Origin of the sequence: Rhodococcus sp. ACS1, from assembly GCF_002300155.1 — a bacterium.
In the GTDB taxonomy this organism is placed as follows: domain Bacteria; phylum Actinomycetota; class Actinomycetes; order Mycobacteriales; family Mycobacteriaceae; genus Rhodococcus_F; species Rhodococcus_F koreensis.
This window is the reverse complement of record NZ_NSDZ01000011.1, coordinates 75,538-90,456: the sequence shown is the minus strand read 5'-3', so window position 1 is coordinate 90,456 and position 14,919 is coordinate 75,538. Positions and strand designations below refer to the sequence as shown.

General features: G+C 66.7%; 11 protein-coding genes and 1 pseudogene. 6 read left to right on the top strand and 6 right to left on the bottom strand.

Translation table 11 applies throughout. The features are described from left to right. Positions 1-17 precede the first annotated feature (17 nt). The 4 genes from CJ179_RS41845 to CJ179_RS41830 are packed head-to-tail and all read right to left on the bottom strand — an operon-like array spanning position 18 to position 4,280. Positions 18-701 (bottom strand): phosphonatase-like hydrolase, encoded by a 684-nt coding sequence (locus tag CJ179_RS41845; protein ID WP_095865373.1) that lies wholly within the window; start codon positions 699-701, stop codon positions 18-20. Between the two features lie 43 nt (positions 702-744). Further along, positions 745-2,457: a cobalt chelatase gene (locus CJ179_RS41840; protein ID WP_095865372.1), complete on the bottom strand. Its 1,713-nt coding sequence runs from the start codon at positions 2,455-2,457 to the stop codon at positions 745-747. Positions 2,458-2,467: 10 nt separating this feature from the next. Beyond that, positions 2,468-3,436: an AAA family ATPase gene (locus CJ179_RS41835; RefSeq protein ID WP_072942491.1), complete on the bottom strand. Its 969-nt coding sequence runs from the start codon at positions 3,434-3,436 to the stop codon at positions 2,468-2,470. A 10-nt stretch (positions 3,437-3,446) separates the two neighbouring features. Beyond that, the gene (locus tag CJ179_RS41830; RefSeq protein ID WP_072942490.1) at positions 3,447-4,280 is read right to left on the bottom strand and encodes an IclR family transcriptional regulator; all 834 of its coding nucleotides are present in this window, start codon (positions 4,278-4,280) and stop codon (positions 3,447-3,449) included. A 198-nt stretch (positions 4,281-4,478) separates the two neighbouring features. Between CJ179_RS41830 and xsc the strand changes: the two genes are divergently transcribed. Next, a complete protein-coding gene (gene xsc, locus CJ179_RS41825; protein WP_095865371.1) occupies positions 4,479-6,287 on the top strand; it encodes a sulfoacetaldehyde acetyltransferase in 1,809 nt (602 codons plus the stop codon). Between the two features lie 162 nt (positions 6,288-6,449). Continuing rightward, complete coding sequence (locus CJ179_RS41820) at positions 6,450-7,205, top strand: sulfite exporter TauE/SafE family protein (protein WP_095865370.1); 756 nt, start codon at positions 6,450-6,452, stop codon at positions 7,203-7,205. Positions 7,206-7,210: 5 nt separating this feature from the next. On the opposite strand, the gene CJ179_RS41815 is transcribed toward CJ179_RS41820, so the two are convergent. Continuing rightward, positions 7,211-8,392 (bottom strand): CdaR family transcriptional regulator, encoded by a 1,182-nt coding sequence (locus tag CJ179_RS41815; protein WP_095865369.1) that lies wholly within the window; start codon positions 8,390-8,392, stop codon positions 7,211-7,213. Between the two features lie 176 nt (positions 8,393-8,568). Between CJ179_RS41815 and CJ179_RS41810 the strand changes: the two genes are divergently transcribed. The 4 genes and pseudogenes from CJ179_RS41810 to CJ179_RS41795 all read left to right on the top strand — a co-directional run. Further along, a complete protein-coding gene (locus tag CJ179_RS41810) occupies positions 8,569-8,826 on the top strand; it encodes a DUF3311 domain-containing protein (RefSeq protein ID WP_095865368.1) in 258 nt (85 codons plus the stop codon). After that, positions 8,823-10,316: a sodium:solute symporter gene (locus tag CJ179_RS41805; RefSeq protein ID WP_072942476.1), complete on the top strand. Its 1,494-nt coding sequence runs from the start codon at positions 8,823-8,825 to the stop codon at positions 10,314-10,316. Before CJ179_RS41810 ends, CJ179_RS41805 begins: the two co-directional genes overlap by 4 nt. Beyond that, a complete protein-coding gene (locus CJ179_RS41800; protein WP_095865367.1) occupies positions 10,317-11,933 on the top strand; it encodes an amidohydrolase in 1,617 nt (538 codons plus the stop codon). A 14-nt stretch (positions 11,934-11,947) separates the two neighbouring features. After that, positions 11,948-12,313: pseudogene (locus CJ179_RS41795) on the top strand (hypothetical protein); the annotation flags it as partial. 342 nt (positions 12,314-12,655) lie between these two features. Here CJ179_RS41795 and CJ179_RS41790 read toward each other — a convergent pair. Beyond that, a complete protein-coding gene (locus CJ179_RS41790) occupies positions 12,656-13,615 on the bottom strand; it encodes a barstar family protein (protein WP_257016050.1) in 960 nt (319 codons plus the stop codon). Between the last annotated feature and the right edge of the window lie 1,304 nt (positions 13,616-14,919).

Here is a 14,919-nt window from a genome sequence, read left to right as displayed (position 1 = left end):
CGGACCGCACTCGTCGATCAGCCCAGCAGTTCGGGGATCGTCGCTGCGCTCTCCAGGATGTGCGTGTGAGGCTCGGGGCGCAGCGTCGCAGCGTCGTGGGCGCCGGTCAGAACGCCGACCACGTACCGCGCCCCGGCGTTCGTGCCCGCGCGCAGATCGTTGGGGGTGTCGCCGCCGACCAGGACCTCGTCGACACTCTGCACGCCCGCCAGTTCCATCGCACGGAAGATGAGATACGGCGACGGCCTGCTCATCCGCACCTGATCGCTGGTGATCACACCGTCGATGTCCCGCCCGATCTCCCACCCGACCTGCTCGAGCAGCGGTTCCGCGATCTCGCGCGAGTATCCGGTCTGGAGAACGATCTTGACGCCGCGCTGCCGCAGGGTGCCGAACGCGTCGTGAACCCCGGGCAGTGCGGTCGGAGGCGTCTTCCAGTACGCGTCCAGAAGCATTGCGGTGAAATCCGATTCGACGGCGTCCAGAACACTCTTCTCCGCCGGCACCCCGCTCTCCCGCAGCAGTCCCTCGATGGCCTGCCGCTTGCCCGTGCCCTTCCACCGGTCGAACCGATCGTCCGGAAGCGGCCCGCCGAGGTGCTTCTCGACGGTGTCGCGTAACGCGACGTACACGGCGCCGCCCTCGTCGACGCTCGTGCCGGCAATGTCCAAGGTAACCAGCGAAACCCGGGGTTCGGTCATGGGGGTGACTCCTTCACAGTTGAGCCACTCACAGGCGCGCCTGTCAGTGGGCGATCATCGACAGCACGTCGGCGATGACGTCGCTGTTGGTTCCGTGCGTCAGATCGAGCGTCCGGCAACGGTCGTAGTACGGGCTCAGATCCAGCCCGACGCCCAGGCCGTAGACCTCGACCGCGCGTTCGTCCTCGTGCCGTTCGACCACGACCTGGAGGTGGTGGTCCAGGTAGAACTCGTCGTTGGCCAGCGCGGTGGCGCCGTCCAGTGGGCTGCCGTCCGAGATCACGAACAGCAGACTCCTGCCCGGGCCGTGGTCGCGCATCCGTGAGCACGCCCAGTCGACGGCCTCGCCGTCGACGCCCTCCTTGAACAGGTCGTCCTTGAGCAGTCCCGCGATGGCGGGACGCGCTCGGCGCCAGGTGGTCTCGGCGTCCTTGAACACCAGCTGCCGGACCTCGTTGAGACGTCCCGGATCGTCCGGACGGCCGGACCGGAGCCAGTCCCTGCGGGCCCGGCCGCCGTTCCACGCGGTGGTGGTGAAGCCGAGGATCTCGCACCGGGCGTCGGCCAGTTCCAGCGCCCGCGCGAACACGTCGACCAGGACGGCGACCGGTTCGCTGAACTTCTTCATCGAACCGGAGCAGTCGATGAGGAACGTCACCGTCGCGTCGTTCCGCGGTTCGGTGCGTTCGGCCCGGAAGAGTCTGCGTTCGGTGGGCGAGGTGACAAGCTGCGCGAGCCGGCGACCGTCGATGTAACCCTCGTCGCGCCCGCCCTCCCAGCCGTCGCGGTCGGGCTCGGACAGCAGGGTCTTCAGCTGCCGTCCGAGCTTTCGGACGTTGAGACGATTGTCTTCGATGCCGACGTCGAGGCGCCGGCGGAAATCCCGGAGCAGTTCGGGCCGGACGAGGGACGTGATCTGCCGGGTCTCGTCGTAGGCGCGGGTGAACACGCGGTACCCGTCCCCGCCGTCACCCAGCGCGCGGCTGTGGCCCGACGCGGCCGTCGCGAATGTGTCATTCTCGTCCGGCTCGAAGTCGAAGAGCAGGGAGAAGGTCGCGGCGCGGTCGTCGCGCCTCGTATCGTCCGACTCGTCCGCGTCCGCGGCCTGCTCCAGTCGTCGGCCGATCACGTCGGCGACGGCCAGCGCATGCACCGCGAAATCCGATTGCGAGTCCCGGGTTCGGCGTAGCTGCGGAAGCTGGTCACCGAGCACGGAGGCGAGGCCGAACCGGGTCGATTCGATCAGATCCTGCGTGGTCTCGGGTATCGGCTCGGCGGTGATCCGTGCCCGGCACATCTGGATCACCGTGAACAGCAGCATGCCGTGCACGGTCTCCGTCAGGCCGGACGCCACGAACTCCTGCGACCACCGCGAGAATCGGTGGGCGAGATTCGCGCGCACCCCGTCCCACGCGCCGGCGGCCAGCGATTCGACGCGGAACTGTTCGAGGGTTTCGAAGATCAGCCGACTCGGCGTGTCCTCCGGGTACAGGCTCCGGTGCAGGGCGGGATCGGTGTGGAGCAGTCGCAGCGCCATGCCGTCGCCCGCACCGCGGAAGGAGGCGACGTCGGCGCGGCCGAACGACGGGTGCAGGTGCGGGGCGGGCATCGGCACCCGCCGATGTCCGCGATGAAGTTCCGTTCCGCGGAAATGCAACTCACCCTGACCGGTCAGAGCGCGGATGCTGCCGGCGCAGAGTTCACGAACCTCCTGCCGACGACGGACCGATTCGGGGCACACGGGCAGTTCTGCCATGACCGCCCGCTCAGGCCGTGCTCGCCGCGAGCATCGCCGACCACTCGGGTTCCTCGTCGAAGCATCGCTGGAAGTACTCGGCGACGATGGGCCGCTCGGCCTCGTCGCACTTGTTGACGAACGACAACCGGAATGCCAGCGCCGGGTCGTGGAAGATCTCGATGTTCTCGGCCCAGGTGATCACCGTGCGCGGCGACATCAGCGTCGACAGGTCGCCGAGCCGGAAACCGTTGCGGGTCAGATTCGCCACGGCCACCATCGACGCGATCAGCGACCGCCCCACGGACGGCACCCGCGCGGACACGATCTCGATCTCCTGTTCCGCGGGGAGATGATCGAGCGTCGCGACGATGTTCCAGCGGTCGATCTGCGCGTGATTGAGCCGCTGCGCACCGTGATACATCCCGTTGAGGTTGCCCAGTCCGACCGTGTTGGCGGTGGCGAACAACCGGAACGCCGGATGCGGAGACAGCACCCGGTTCTGGTCGAGCAGGGTGAGTTTGCCGTCGCGCTCGAGGAGACGCTGGATGACGAACATGACGTCGGGGCGGCCGGCGTCGTACTCGTCGAGGATGAGGGCGACGGGACGCTGCAGCGCCCAGGGCAGGATGCCTTCCTGGAATTCGGTGACCTGCTTGCCGTCTCGCAGCACGACCGCGTCCCTGCCGATCAGGTCCAGCCGGCTGAGGTGGCCGTCGAGGTTGACCCGCACGCACGGCCAGTTGAGCCGCGCCGCGACCTGCTCGATGTGCGTGGATTTGCCGGTGCCGTGCAGTCCCTGCACCATCACCCGGCGGTTACGGTCGAACCCGGCGAGCAGGGCGGTGGTCACCGCGTGATCGAACCGGTACGCGTGGTCGACGTCGGGGACGTGGTCGACCGGTTCCCGGAAGGCCCGAACCGTCAGGTCGGTGTCGAGTCCGAACAGCTCACGCGCGGAGAGCACGTGGCTGGGTGCCGCAGTGGTCATTTCGGGCATGCGCCCTCCTTCAGTTCAGGTCTGCCGTTCCGTCGTCCTGGACCTCGTTCTCGATCTCACCGATGGCGTCGGCGGCCCGCCGCAACGCGGGTAGCAGTTTGAGCGCCTTGTCGGGGGTGAGTCGCATGACCGGGGCCTGGACTGCGATGCAGAGATTGGAATTACCTGTGGCGCAGGGGACGAGCACCGCGGCGCACACGAGGCCGGGCAGGAACTCCTCGTCGTCGATGGCGTAGCCGTCGCGGCGGACCTGCTTGAGTTCGGTCTCGATGAGTTCGACGTCGGTGACCGTCTTGTTGGTGTACCGCTCGAGCGGCATCCGCCCGAGGAGTCGCCGGCGCTGCGCGGGGCTGAGTTGCGACAGGATCATCTTGCCGCTCGCCGAGCAGTGCGCGGGCACCCGCGACCCCGCATGGAGTGTAAACCGAAGGGGCTCGGAGGTTTCCACGCGGTCGAGGTACACCACCTCGCTACCCGACAGGGTGGTGACGTTGCAGCTCTCGCCGAGTTCGGCGACGAGGTTGCGGAGGATGGCGTGCCGCGCCCCGTGGTGGGTGTCGTTGAGCAGCAGGTTCTCGGCGAAGCGGCGCAGGCGCACACCGGTGCCGTAGTGCCTGCCGTTGTTCTGCCGGGTGAGGAGTCCGGCCCCCTCGAGTTGCTGCAGCATGCGGTGCAGGGTCGGCTTGGCCATGCCCGTCTCTTCGACGAGCCCCTGCAACGTGAACAGCTGGTCCTTGGACGCGATCATCTCGAGCAGCGCGAACAGGCGGAGCGTCGGTGTGTCTCCGGGTAGCTCCGTCGTCGGGTGTCCGTTCGACTCGTCGATCCGGTGAATCTCACCCACGGTTCCTCCTAGGCAGAACGGCGACGCATTCGCATCATGTATCGAAAAATCATACATCTGGTTCCGGTTTTAGGAACATTCATTGACGAACCGTGTGACGTGGCCTACTGTCACTGCAGATCACAAAATCACGAACGAAACGTTCCGATTTTTGACATTCTCGGCCGGTTCCGGCGCGCCCCTGAAGGAGGATCACACATGACCAAGAAGAAGAACGGTGCCGATCGCACCGCTGTTTCCGGCGTACAGAAGATGACACCGTCGGAGGCGTTCGTCGAGACGATGGTCGCGAACGGCGTAACCGACATGTTCGGCATCATGGGATCGGCCTTCATGGACGCGATGGACATCTTCGCTCCCGCCGGAATCCGGCTCGTACCAGTCGTGCACGAGCAGGGCGCCGGACACATGGCCGACGGATACGCCCGGGTCAGCGGACGTCACGGCATGGTCATCGGGCAGAACGGCCCAGGCATCAGCAACTGCGTCACGGCGATCGCCGCCGCATTCTGGGCGCACAGTCCCGTCGTCATCGTCACCCCCGAGGCCGGCACCATGGGAACGGGCCTGGGCGGCTTCCAGGAAGCCAACCAGCTGCCGATGTTCCAGGAGTTCACGAAGTACCAGGGCCACGTCAACAACCCCAAGCGCATGGCCGAGTTCACCGGCCGCTGCTTCGACCGTGCGATGTCCGAGATGGGCCCGACGCAGCTCAACATTCCCCGCGACTTCTTCTACGGCGAAATCGAGACGGAGATCCCGCAGCCCACCCGCCTCGATCGTGGCCCCGGCGGGGAGAAGAGTCTGAACGAGGCGGCGGAACTGCTGGCGCAGGCCAAGTTCCCGGTCATCGTCTCCGGCGGCGGCGTGGTGATGGCCGACGGCGTCGACGAGTGCAAGGCGCTCGCCGAGCGTCTCGGTGCCCCCGTCGTCAACAGCTACCTGCACAACGACTCGTTCCCCGCCAGCCACCCGCTGTGGACCGGACCGCTCGGCTACCAGGGCTCGAAGGCCGCGATGAAGCTGATCAGCCAGGCCGACGTCGTGCTCGCCCTCGGCACCCGCCTCGGCCCCTTCGGCACCCTCCCGCAGCACGGGATGGACTACTGGCCGAAGAACGCCAAGATCATCCAGATCGACGCCGACCACAAGATGCTCGGCCTGGTCAAGAAGGTCTCCGTCGGAATCTGCGGCGACGCGAAGGCCGCTGCCGTCGCGCTCACCGAGCGGCTCGAGGGCAAGGCCCTCGCGTGTGATGCCAACCGCGAGGAGCGCAGCAAGAAGATCGACGCCGAGAAGGCGGCGTGGGAGAAGGAACTCGACGAGTGGACCCACGAGCGCGACCCGTTCAGCCTCGACATGATCGCCGAACAGGAAGGCGAGGACGGCAACTGGCTGCACCCGCGTCAGGTGCTGCGTGAGCTGGAGAAGGCGATGCCGGAGGACGTGATGGTCTCCACCGACATCGGCAACATCAACTCCGTCGCCAACAGCTACCTCCGCTTCGAGAAGCCGCGCAGCTTCCTCGCCCCGATGAGCTTCGGCAACTGCGGTTACGCACTGCCGACCGTCATCGGCGCGAAGGCCGCGGCACCGGAACGGCCCGCCATCGCCTACGCAGGCGACGGCGCCTGGGGCATGAGCCTGGGCGAGGTCATGACGGCCGTCCGGCACGACATCCCCGTCACGGCGGTCGTGTTCCACAACCGGCAGTGGGGCGCGGAGAAGAAGAACCAGGTCGACTTCTACAACCGCCGCTTCGTCGCCGGTGAGCTCGAGAGCGAATCCTTCGCCGGAATCGCGCAGGCGATGGGTGCCGAGGGCATCGTCGTCGACAAGCTCGAAGAGGTGGGTCCTGCACTGCAGCGCGCGGTCGCCGCACAGATGAACGAGGGCAAGACCACGGTCATCGAGATCATGTGCACCCGCGAACTCGGCGACCCCTTCCGCCGCGACGCCCTGTCGAAGCCGGTTCGCCTGCTCGACAAGTACAAGGACTACGTGTAGTTCCACTACGGCGAGCACGTGGCCTCCGGCGATCACGCCGGGGGCCACGTCCCGTGCGGTCCTGGTACCGACGATTCGACGCGGTCTGGACCTGTCGCTTCGCCGCCGCGACCCCCACACTTCTGACGGAGACCACGACGAACGGAAGCGGAGCAACAGGGTATGGCGGCAACGGTGTGGGATCTGTCGCTGCCCGCCCTCCTCTTCGCGCTCGGCATCGTGGTGGCCGGCGGCGTCGTACGCGGCTTCGGGGGTTTCGGTGGTGCGATGGTGTGGGTCGCCGGACTCGTCGTCCTGCTCCCGCCGACGTCCGTGATTCCCACCGTGTTCGTCCTCGAGGTCGTCGCCAGCGCCGCGATGCTGCCCCAGGTGTGGCGACAGGTGCACTGGAAGTCGTTGCGCTGGTTGTTCGCAGGCACCCTGATCGGAATGCCGGTCGGCATGTGGGCGCTCACGCAACTGTCCGGTGACCTGGTGCGCGTACTGCTCGGTGCCGCCATCATCGGATCCGCCGTCGCCATGGCCGCCGTCCCCGACCGGCAGTCGCTGCCGGGCCCCGGTGTCACCGCCGCGACGGGAATGGCGTCCGGACTCCTCAACGGCGGCTTCGCCCTCGGCGGCCCGCCCGCCGTCCTCATGTACTTCTCCGCGTCCACCCACGTGGCCGCCGGACGCGCCTCGCTCGTCGTGTTCTTCCTCGTCATCGACGCCTTCGGCGCGGCGGGATCGGCCGCCGGCGGCCTCCTCACGCTGCCCGTCCTCGCACAGATCGCCCTGTTCACACCACTCTGCATGCTCGGCGCCGCCGCGGGGAAATGGATGTTCGACCGCACCACTGCCCACCAGGTCCGCCAGCGCGTGCTGTGGTTGCTCGGCTTCCTCGGCGCCGCCGTCCTCGTGCAGGTGGCGTTGCGGTAGAGCTGCTACTCCCCTGCGGTGTCGGAGGTCGTGTCGCCCGAATCGCGGTGGAACAGTCCGAGACTCAGCACCGAGCGCTGCAGGCCGTCGAGGGTCCGGGGGTCCCAGCCGGTCAACTGTTGCCAGCGGTCGAGCCGGTAGGTGATGGAGTTCGCGTGGAGGTGGATGTCCCGGCCTGCCGCGCTGATGGAGAAGCCGTTGCGGGCGAATGCCGACACCGCCTCGACGAGGTGCGGGTGGTCGGCGGCGACGGTGGCCCCCGGTTCCAACAGCGTGGTGAGTTCGGCGCGATGGTCTGCCAGCGTGGCGGCGACCCATTCGTCGGCGAATCGGACCACGGCGCCGGTGGGGGAGGCCAGTTGCAGCACCCGCCGCGCGTCGGTGATGCTCATCGCCGCACCGGCCAGGCCGGGGCGGTCCAATCCGACACCGACGGTGGTGCCCGGGTGACCGAGCCGAACCTCGCGGATGATGTCGTCGACCGGTGCGTGCTGGCTCAGGGCGACGATGACGGTGCCGTGCCCGCTGCATTGAGTGGTGCCCGGGATCGTGTCGAGGGTGCGTTGCAGCCGCTCGAGCTGCGCTTCCGACCACTCCTCCGCGGCGACGCACACCGCCCGAAACCCGTGTTGTGGTGTGAACCCGAGCGCCTCCGCCAGCTCCCGCACGTCGCGGTCGTCGCCGTCGGTGGACCTCGCGAGTGCCTCGAAGAACCGATACCGCACGCCCGCGCGGATGGCTTGTTCGCTTCGGGTCGCGTCGGTGTGTCCGACGGCGACCGCGCTGGTGGCGGTGTGGACGAGATCCCACATCATGCCGCCTGCACGCAACAGGTCGGTTGTCGGTTCGGCCGCTCTGGCGACCATTGTGTTCCACAGTTCGCGGGACGCGATGTGGTACGTCTCGATGACATCGGACAGTGGTAATCCCTGCATTGCCCGGCGCCGGCCGAGCTGACGTGAACGCTCGAGGACGTCGTCGGCGAGGGGTTCGCTCTCGGCGAGGGCGTGCAGCGTCGCCGCGAGCTGCCGGGCGATGTATTCGTGCTGTTCGTCGATCGGAACGGCAGTGTACGACTGCAACTCGGCGCGAATCTGACGCACCGATCGGTCGGTTACCGACTCGATCTCCTCCGAGACCTGCCGGCACAACCGCTGGATCGTGTCTTCACCCGCGGACTCGGGCACTTTCCCCTCACATTCCACACTCCCGTGAAATTCACGAACCGCTTCGGCGTTTTCCGGGATTCGCCCATGGCCCGCGGGGAGTGACTCGGACCACACTAGTGCCAGAGTGCACGTCGCCAGGCACCGGACCACACCGCGACGCCGGTCGACGCAGTCAGAATAGGAGCCCAACAATCATGTCCAACGAGGCAAAAAGCGCCTTACTCGCGATAGGTGTCCCGTTCGCTGGGGTTCTGGGCGGCATCGTGGTCCTGTCCGGATCCACGGCCGCGGTCTTCGGAGTTCCGATCCTGTTCGCGTGGTTGTTCCTGTGGATGCCACTCACCTCGCTGTGCCTGCATCTCTCCTGGAAGTTATTCGACCGCAAAGACTTCGAAGCTGCCGAACGTGCCGAATCCGCCGCTGCGAGCAGTGGGATCGGAGAACAGTCATGACCGCGGCGTTCTTCACGCTCGTGCTGATCCTCGCCCTGGGGGCGGGTGTGCTGTCGCGGCGCGGCAGCAAGAAGGAGATCTCCGACTACCTGGTGGGTGGCCGGTCGTTCGGTCCGCTGCTGGTGTTCATCCTGGGGGCGGGCGAGGCGTACAGCATCGGCACCCTGATCGGGTTCCCCGGTGGCGTGTACGCGCACGGGGCGAGCTACGGCGTCTGGTTCATCGGGTACATCCTGCTGGCCTACCCGATCGGATACTTCTTCGCGCCCTACCTCTGGCGCGCCGGCAAGAGATACGGCGCCATGACGTTGCCCGATGTGGCCGGACGCCACTTCCGGTCGCGGGGGCTGGAATTGACGATCGCCATTGCGTCGGTCGTATTCCTCATCCCGTGGGGTCAGCTTCAGCTCGCCGGTCTGCAGATCGCGCTGACCGGTCTGGGGATCTCCATCGATCCCACCGTCGCCGTATTCGCAGGCGCGGCCCTCGCGCTGCTGTTCCTCATGCTGTCCGGGGTGCGCGCCCCCGCATTCGTGTCCTACGTGAAGGACACCGCCCTGCTGCTCGGCGCCGTCCTGATCGGACTGGCGGCAGTGATCGAGACCGGTGGCACCGAGAAGCTGTTCGCCGCGGCGGCGGCCAGTGGTGGCGGCTCGACCTCGCACTCCACGGTCACCGGGTCGTCACTGACCTTCGTACTGACGACGATCGTGTTCCAATCGGTGGGGTTCTTCATCTTCCCGATCATCGTGCAGGCCGTGCTCGCGGCGAAGTCCGAGGCGACGATCAAGCGGGTCGCCAAGTTCAATCCCCTGTACATGCTCATGTACCCGTTCCTCGTCGCTGCCGCCTTCGGGGCGATCACGCTGCTGCCGACGAAGCTCGAGGGCACGGAATCCGACCAGGTGCTCCTGCAGTTGTCGCGACAACTGTTGCCCGACTGGCTGACCGGCGTCGTCGCCGGCGGCGCGGCCCTCTGCGCGATCGTGGTGCTGTGCGGGGCGGCCCTCGGCATCGGTGCGATCGTGTCGCGCAACATCATTCCCGGGATCCCCGAATCCCGCCAACGGATCTGGGTGCGCGGAGTCGTCGTGGCGTATCTGGCGATCTCGCTCCTGCTCACCCTCGCGACACCTCAGCTCCTGCTGACCCTGGTCAACACCGCGTACTACGGCGTCACACAGGCCGCCGTGGTGTTCGCGACGATGGTCTTCGGCTGGAAACTGCGCCCCTCCGCCCTCGCGATGGGCGTGGTGCTCGGAGACGTCGTGGTGCTGTGGCTGTATCTCGACAAGCACGGCCCCGTGTCCGTGTGGCTCGCCGAGCACGGTGTCAACCTCGGCGCGGCCGCACTGGTCCTCAACATCCTGTTCGTGGTGGCGACGCGGTTGTTCTGGCCGGCCACCGACCCCGTCCGCGGCCTTCGCACCGAAGGTCGCACACCCGCCGCCGTGAAATCCACGGCCACTCCCAGCCAAGTAGGTGCCTGAATGTCCCGAACACTGCTCACCGCCGATGCGATCCACACCCAGGACCCGTCGTCGCCGACCGTCGAAGCGCTGGTCATAGCCGACGACCGCGTGCTCGCGACCGGCACCAGGAAGGACATGGCCGACTGCGCCGGGATCGGCGCCCGCCGCGTCGACCTGCCCGGCGCCACGGTGATCCCGGGACTCATCGAGTCGCACATCCACCCCACGTACGCCGGTCTCACCGACGGCTGGGCGGACTGCCGGACGCCACCGTGCCGGTCGATCGCCGACATTCAGCAGGCGCTGCGTGCCTCGGCCGGCGGCAGCGGCTGGATCCGGGGGTGGGGTTACGACGACACCCAGATCGCCGAGGGACGGCACCCGACGCGGACGGATCTCGACGCGGTCAGCATCGACAGGCCGGTCATCGTGCTGCACATCTGCGGGCACTTCGCCGTCGCCAACACCGCCGCACTCGCGGCGGCGGGCATCGACGAGTCGACGGTGCCGATGGACGACCCGCTCTTCCCCCGCGGGGACGACGGCCGGCTGACCGGGATGGCGTGGGAAATCGATGCGGTGTCGAGGCTCACCGCGGCGGTTCCCGCGCTGACCGAGCAGGAGGTCAACGGTGCCTTGCTCCGCAGCCTGCTGTCGGCGCGGGCACGGGGAATCACCACGATCCACGATCTCGGGGTGGGTCTGTCGGCGGGCGAGCAGGAGCTGGCCGCCTACCGCTCACTGGACGTATCGGGTGAGCTACCGGTCCACGTCGTCGGGTTCCTCCGCGGCGACCTCGCGCTGCAGGCCGTCGACGACCGGGGAGTCACGTTCGAGCACGCACCCGCGGCCGGAGCGCACTTCCGGCTGGCCGGCGCGAAATTCTGGGCCGACGGATCGATCCAGGGACTGTCCGCCGCACTCCGCGCCCCGTACGCCTGCGACCCCGGTCATCACGGCGACCTGCTCTACCCGCAGGAGCAACTCGACGAGATGATCCTGCGGGTGCACCGCGCGGGTGGTCAGGTCGCCGTGCACGCCAACGGCGACGCCGCCGTCGGCGCCGCGATCACGTCGCTGCGGCGGGCGCAGGCCACCGACGGCCGGGTGGGACGGCACCGCATCGAACACTGCCAGGTGAGCGCACCGAGCGACCTGGCCGCGATCCGGGAAGCCGAACTCGGGGTGAGTTTCTTCGTCAACCACGTCTTCTACTGGGGCGATCGCCACCGCGACCGCTTCCTCGGCGCCGAGCGGGCCGCCGACATGGATCCCCTGGCCTGCGCCGACGAACTGGGTCTGCGATTCGGGCTGCATTCGGACTGTCCGATCACGCCGATGGACCCGCTGGCGACCATCCGCACCGCGGTCACCCGGATGACACAGGGCGGCACCGTGCTCGGCGGGAACCAGCGGATCGGAGTGGATCGCGCGATCCGGGCCATGACCGTCGACAGCGCGTACCTGGTCCACGACGAGACTCGCGTCGGCAGCCTGACCGCCGGCCGTCGCGCGGACCTGGTGGCGCTCGACGGCAGCCTCGGCGATCTCGGAGACGGCACCGTCGACATACCCCGTCCGGCAATGGTGATGATCGACGGAGAAGCGGCAGACATGCACCCAGCCCGGGTGTAAGTGATTCAGCTGCAATGGAACTGGAACCCGTCCTCGCCGATCAGGTGAGGGCGGGTTCCCGTTGCCGGCGGAAGCTCCGGGAGCTCCCGGAGGCACTGAGCGGCGACTGGGCGGCGGAAATGAAGTACGACGGGTGCCGCCTCTCGGCTGCGGTCGGCTGCGGTCAGGGGCCGGTCACCTACCTTCCGTTCGACGTTCTCTCTGCCGACGGTTCCGATTTGATGGCGGCGCCGTATCTGGAGCGCCGTGCAGCTCTCTCCGACCTCGGTCACGCGCTGCCCGGGGTCGGCGTGCCCGTGCAGATCTTGCCGCACTGGGAAGGAGTGGACGGTGCCGTCATTCTGGAGACCGCCAGAAATTCCGGGATGGAGGGTGCGTTGTAGCCACACTTCTGAGTTGACCATTGACCACCGCCGTCGTGTCGAGCCCTTGCTGGTGGAGGGTATGGCCTCGGTCGAGGGAATCAGTCTGCAAACCAGTTTCGAAATCTCCCCCAGAGACTGATGAGATTCATGGAAGTGTTGGAGGAGGAAACGCAATCCGCGGAGTGCTGTGGATTCCGGATTCCGGTACTCGTCGGTTGAGCGCAGCGACCCGCAGGTTTCTGCACCGTTTGACGCTCCAATTCGGGATTCTTCATCGGACGACCTCTACGGGACGTCGCAGGTCAGCGAGTTCCAGTCACGGGACGGCAATTGGAACGAGCCCGGGTGAGGGTTCGGTTATTGGTCCGGTGAGTCGGCCAGCGCCTGGTATCGCCGCATGGCTTTCTCTCGTGATTCGGTGCCTGCGGGATAGAAGGCCGAGAACATGTAGTCGAAACGAAGGCCGCCGACCTCTTGGAGAAGGTGGACCAGCGAATCCCCGAGGGTCGTATGGTCCCCTTCTCCTCGGATGCCAATCGATACATCCAGCAGGTGCGTTCCGGCGGGAAGTGGCTCGGGACGGTGTTCCTCGCTGAGTTTTGCGGCGGCCTCGGATGCCGGGCTGGGTCCAAGGATCTGCCAGCGCCCGATGTCTGCGAGCGCGGCGGCTAAGAGGGCGCGCAGGGCGGCGATGTACTCGACGGCGCCGGCGTCTGTTGCGTAGATCCGAAACACGTATTCGACGATGTCGGTGTCGTGAAATGGCCACGGCAGGTCTGGCTCACTGTCCCACACACTTCCGCGCAGGACGTTGTATCCGCCGACCGGTTCTAGGCGGTGGTCGGCAGCGGATTCGATCAGGCACAGCATCGGATGGGCATACAGTCCTGCCAATCTGGCCTCACGGGCGAAGTGGTCCAGTATCAGGTGCGCGGTGCGGTCGTCGAGGCTCATCAAGGTGTCGAACCCGGCGATCGCCAGGACGGTTCCCGTGGAATCGGGATCACTGCCGAAATCGAACGTGCCCACGTCGGCGAACACATCACTGAACGCGCTGGTGCTGCCGCCGTAGGCCCGCTGGTATCCCATCGCCTCGGCGAAGGCATCGAACATGTCTTCCACCGAGGACCATTCGTGCGCGTCGATCCGTTGCACTAGGTAGCCGAGCCCGGTGAGTCGGTCGCAGGCGCTATCCAGTTGGAATCGGGTGTCGTACCGGAACACGGCGCCGTTCTGCAGCAGACTCCAGTCGAAGCGTTGTCGTTGCTCGTTGAACAGGTCCCTGTCGGTAGGATCGAACACCGCTCTGCGCGCCATTCTCAGAGCCTATGCGTCTGATGAATCTGACAGATCCAATAGACGACTCGTTGTCGCCGGTCATGGATCCTGTAACGGTGCGACTTCCTCCATCTGAGGTCTGCGATCTGGGACGGCATGGGGGTGTACCGTCACCGAATCCGGCCATCACCATCAGCCGAAGATCGGGCCGAAGATCGTTACCAATGGGTACACCGTGTACCAGTAATGGTCACCGAGCCAGTACCACATCGGGGAAGGGGACATCGGGGATCCTCTCGTCGATCGCACGGCAAGTGCTCGCGGCCACCCGACCTACGTCCACGTTCGCCCAGCTAGCCGGCCCTGTCAACCGAGCCCCACACATCAAGGACGCCAGGCACTCTGCAGGATCGGCGACGGTCAACGATCCCGCTGACGGGATGGGGACCGAATTGAGGATTCCGACAAGCTCGTGAGAATCGGGCACTGACACGATGTTGAGAACCCCGCAGGTCAAAGATTCAGAGAAGTGACGCCAAGCCGTGGAACCTACATTTCCCGCGACGGCGCAGGTGTTTTGCGCGCGGACACCCTCAGCGGATCCGTCCGGGGCTCGGCTCGGCTCGACGCCTTGCAGGAGGTGGACCCATGTTCCGAACCGCTTTGATGCCCCGCAGCATGACTACTGTCGCCGGGACTGCACTCGTAGTACTGCTGCTCGCCGCTCCGCCGGTGAGCGCAGCCCCGACCGACACGGTCCTGGCGATCCCGTTCGCGGGACTGACCAACGGACCGACTGGATTCACCAACTCGCCGTCCAGTACGGATATCACTGTCCGGACAGACCCAGACGAGCCGGGGATCACTCGATTCCGTTGCGGCGCATTCCTCTACTGCGATTTTGTCGTCCACTGGCGCAACATATCGACCGGCGCGAGTGGCGCTGCGGACCTCTTGTGCGGACCTTCCAGGGGGTCGCCCAGACTGGCTCCGGGATAGTGGTTGCCCTCTTCACCGCGGGCGGTGCGCCCGGTTACCCTGGCACCCCCGCCACGCTGTTACCGGGCGCTGGTGTTGGGCAGTTCCTTGACCTGGATTAACGCGTCCGACGACACCCGTCACGTTCCATCGACTGTGTCCGCGTCACCCACTCCCGCGGTACGCAGTAGCCGACAATCCCGCTATTCGCCAGTCAGCTGTTACCGAGTCCGGCCGATGAGGCCCCGGACTCCCGAAGTTGGTCTGACCTGCACGGATGGCTGCTTCGTCTGCCGGCTTCAATGAAGTTTCCTCATAACCTGCCGATTCGTCAGGTCGTCGTGACGAACCCGATCCGCACAAAC

Bases quoted from the DNA above. Each gene is read 5' to 3' on its own strand.
- CJ179_RS41820 (WP_095865370.1), top strand. From the start codon at position 6,450: ATGGCGGCAACGGTGTGGGATCTGTCGCTGCCCGCCCTCCTCTTCGCG.
- xsc (WP_095865371.1), top strand. From the start codon at position 4,479: ATGACCAAGAAGAAGAACGGTGCCGATCGCACCGCTGTTTCCGGCGTA.
- CJ179_RS41805 (WP_072942476.1), top strand. From the start codon at position 8,823: ATGACCGCGGCGTTCTTCACGCTCGTGCTGATCCTCGCCCTGGGGGCG.
- CJ179_RS41810 (WP_095865368.1), top strand. From the start codon at position 8,569: ATGTCCAACGAGGCAAAAAGCGCCTTACTCGCGATAGGTGTCCCGTTC.
- CJ179_RS41790 (WP_257016050.1), bottom strand. From the start codon at position 13,615: ATGGCGCGCAGAGCGGTGTTCGATCCTACCGACAGGGACCTGTTCAAC.
- CJ179_RS41800 (WP_095865367.1), top strand. From the start codon at position 10,317: ATGTCCCGAACACTGCTCACCGCCGATGCGATCCACACCCAGGACCCG.
- CJ179_RS41835 (WP_072942491.1), bottom strand. From the start codon at position 3,436: ATGCCCGAAATGACCACTGCGGCACCCAGCCACGTGCTCTCCGCGCGT.
- CJ179_RS41840 (WP_095865372.1), bottom strand. From the start codon at position 2,457: ATGGCAGAACTGCCCGTGTGCCCCGAATCGGTCCGTCGTCGGCAGGAG.
- CJ179_RS41845 (WP_095865373.1), bottom strand. From the start codon at position 701: ATGACCGAACCCCGGGTTTCGCTGGTTACCTTGGACATTGCCGGCACG.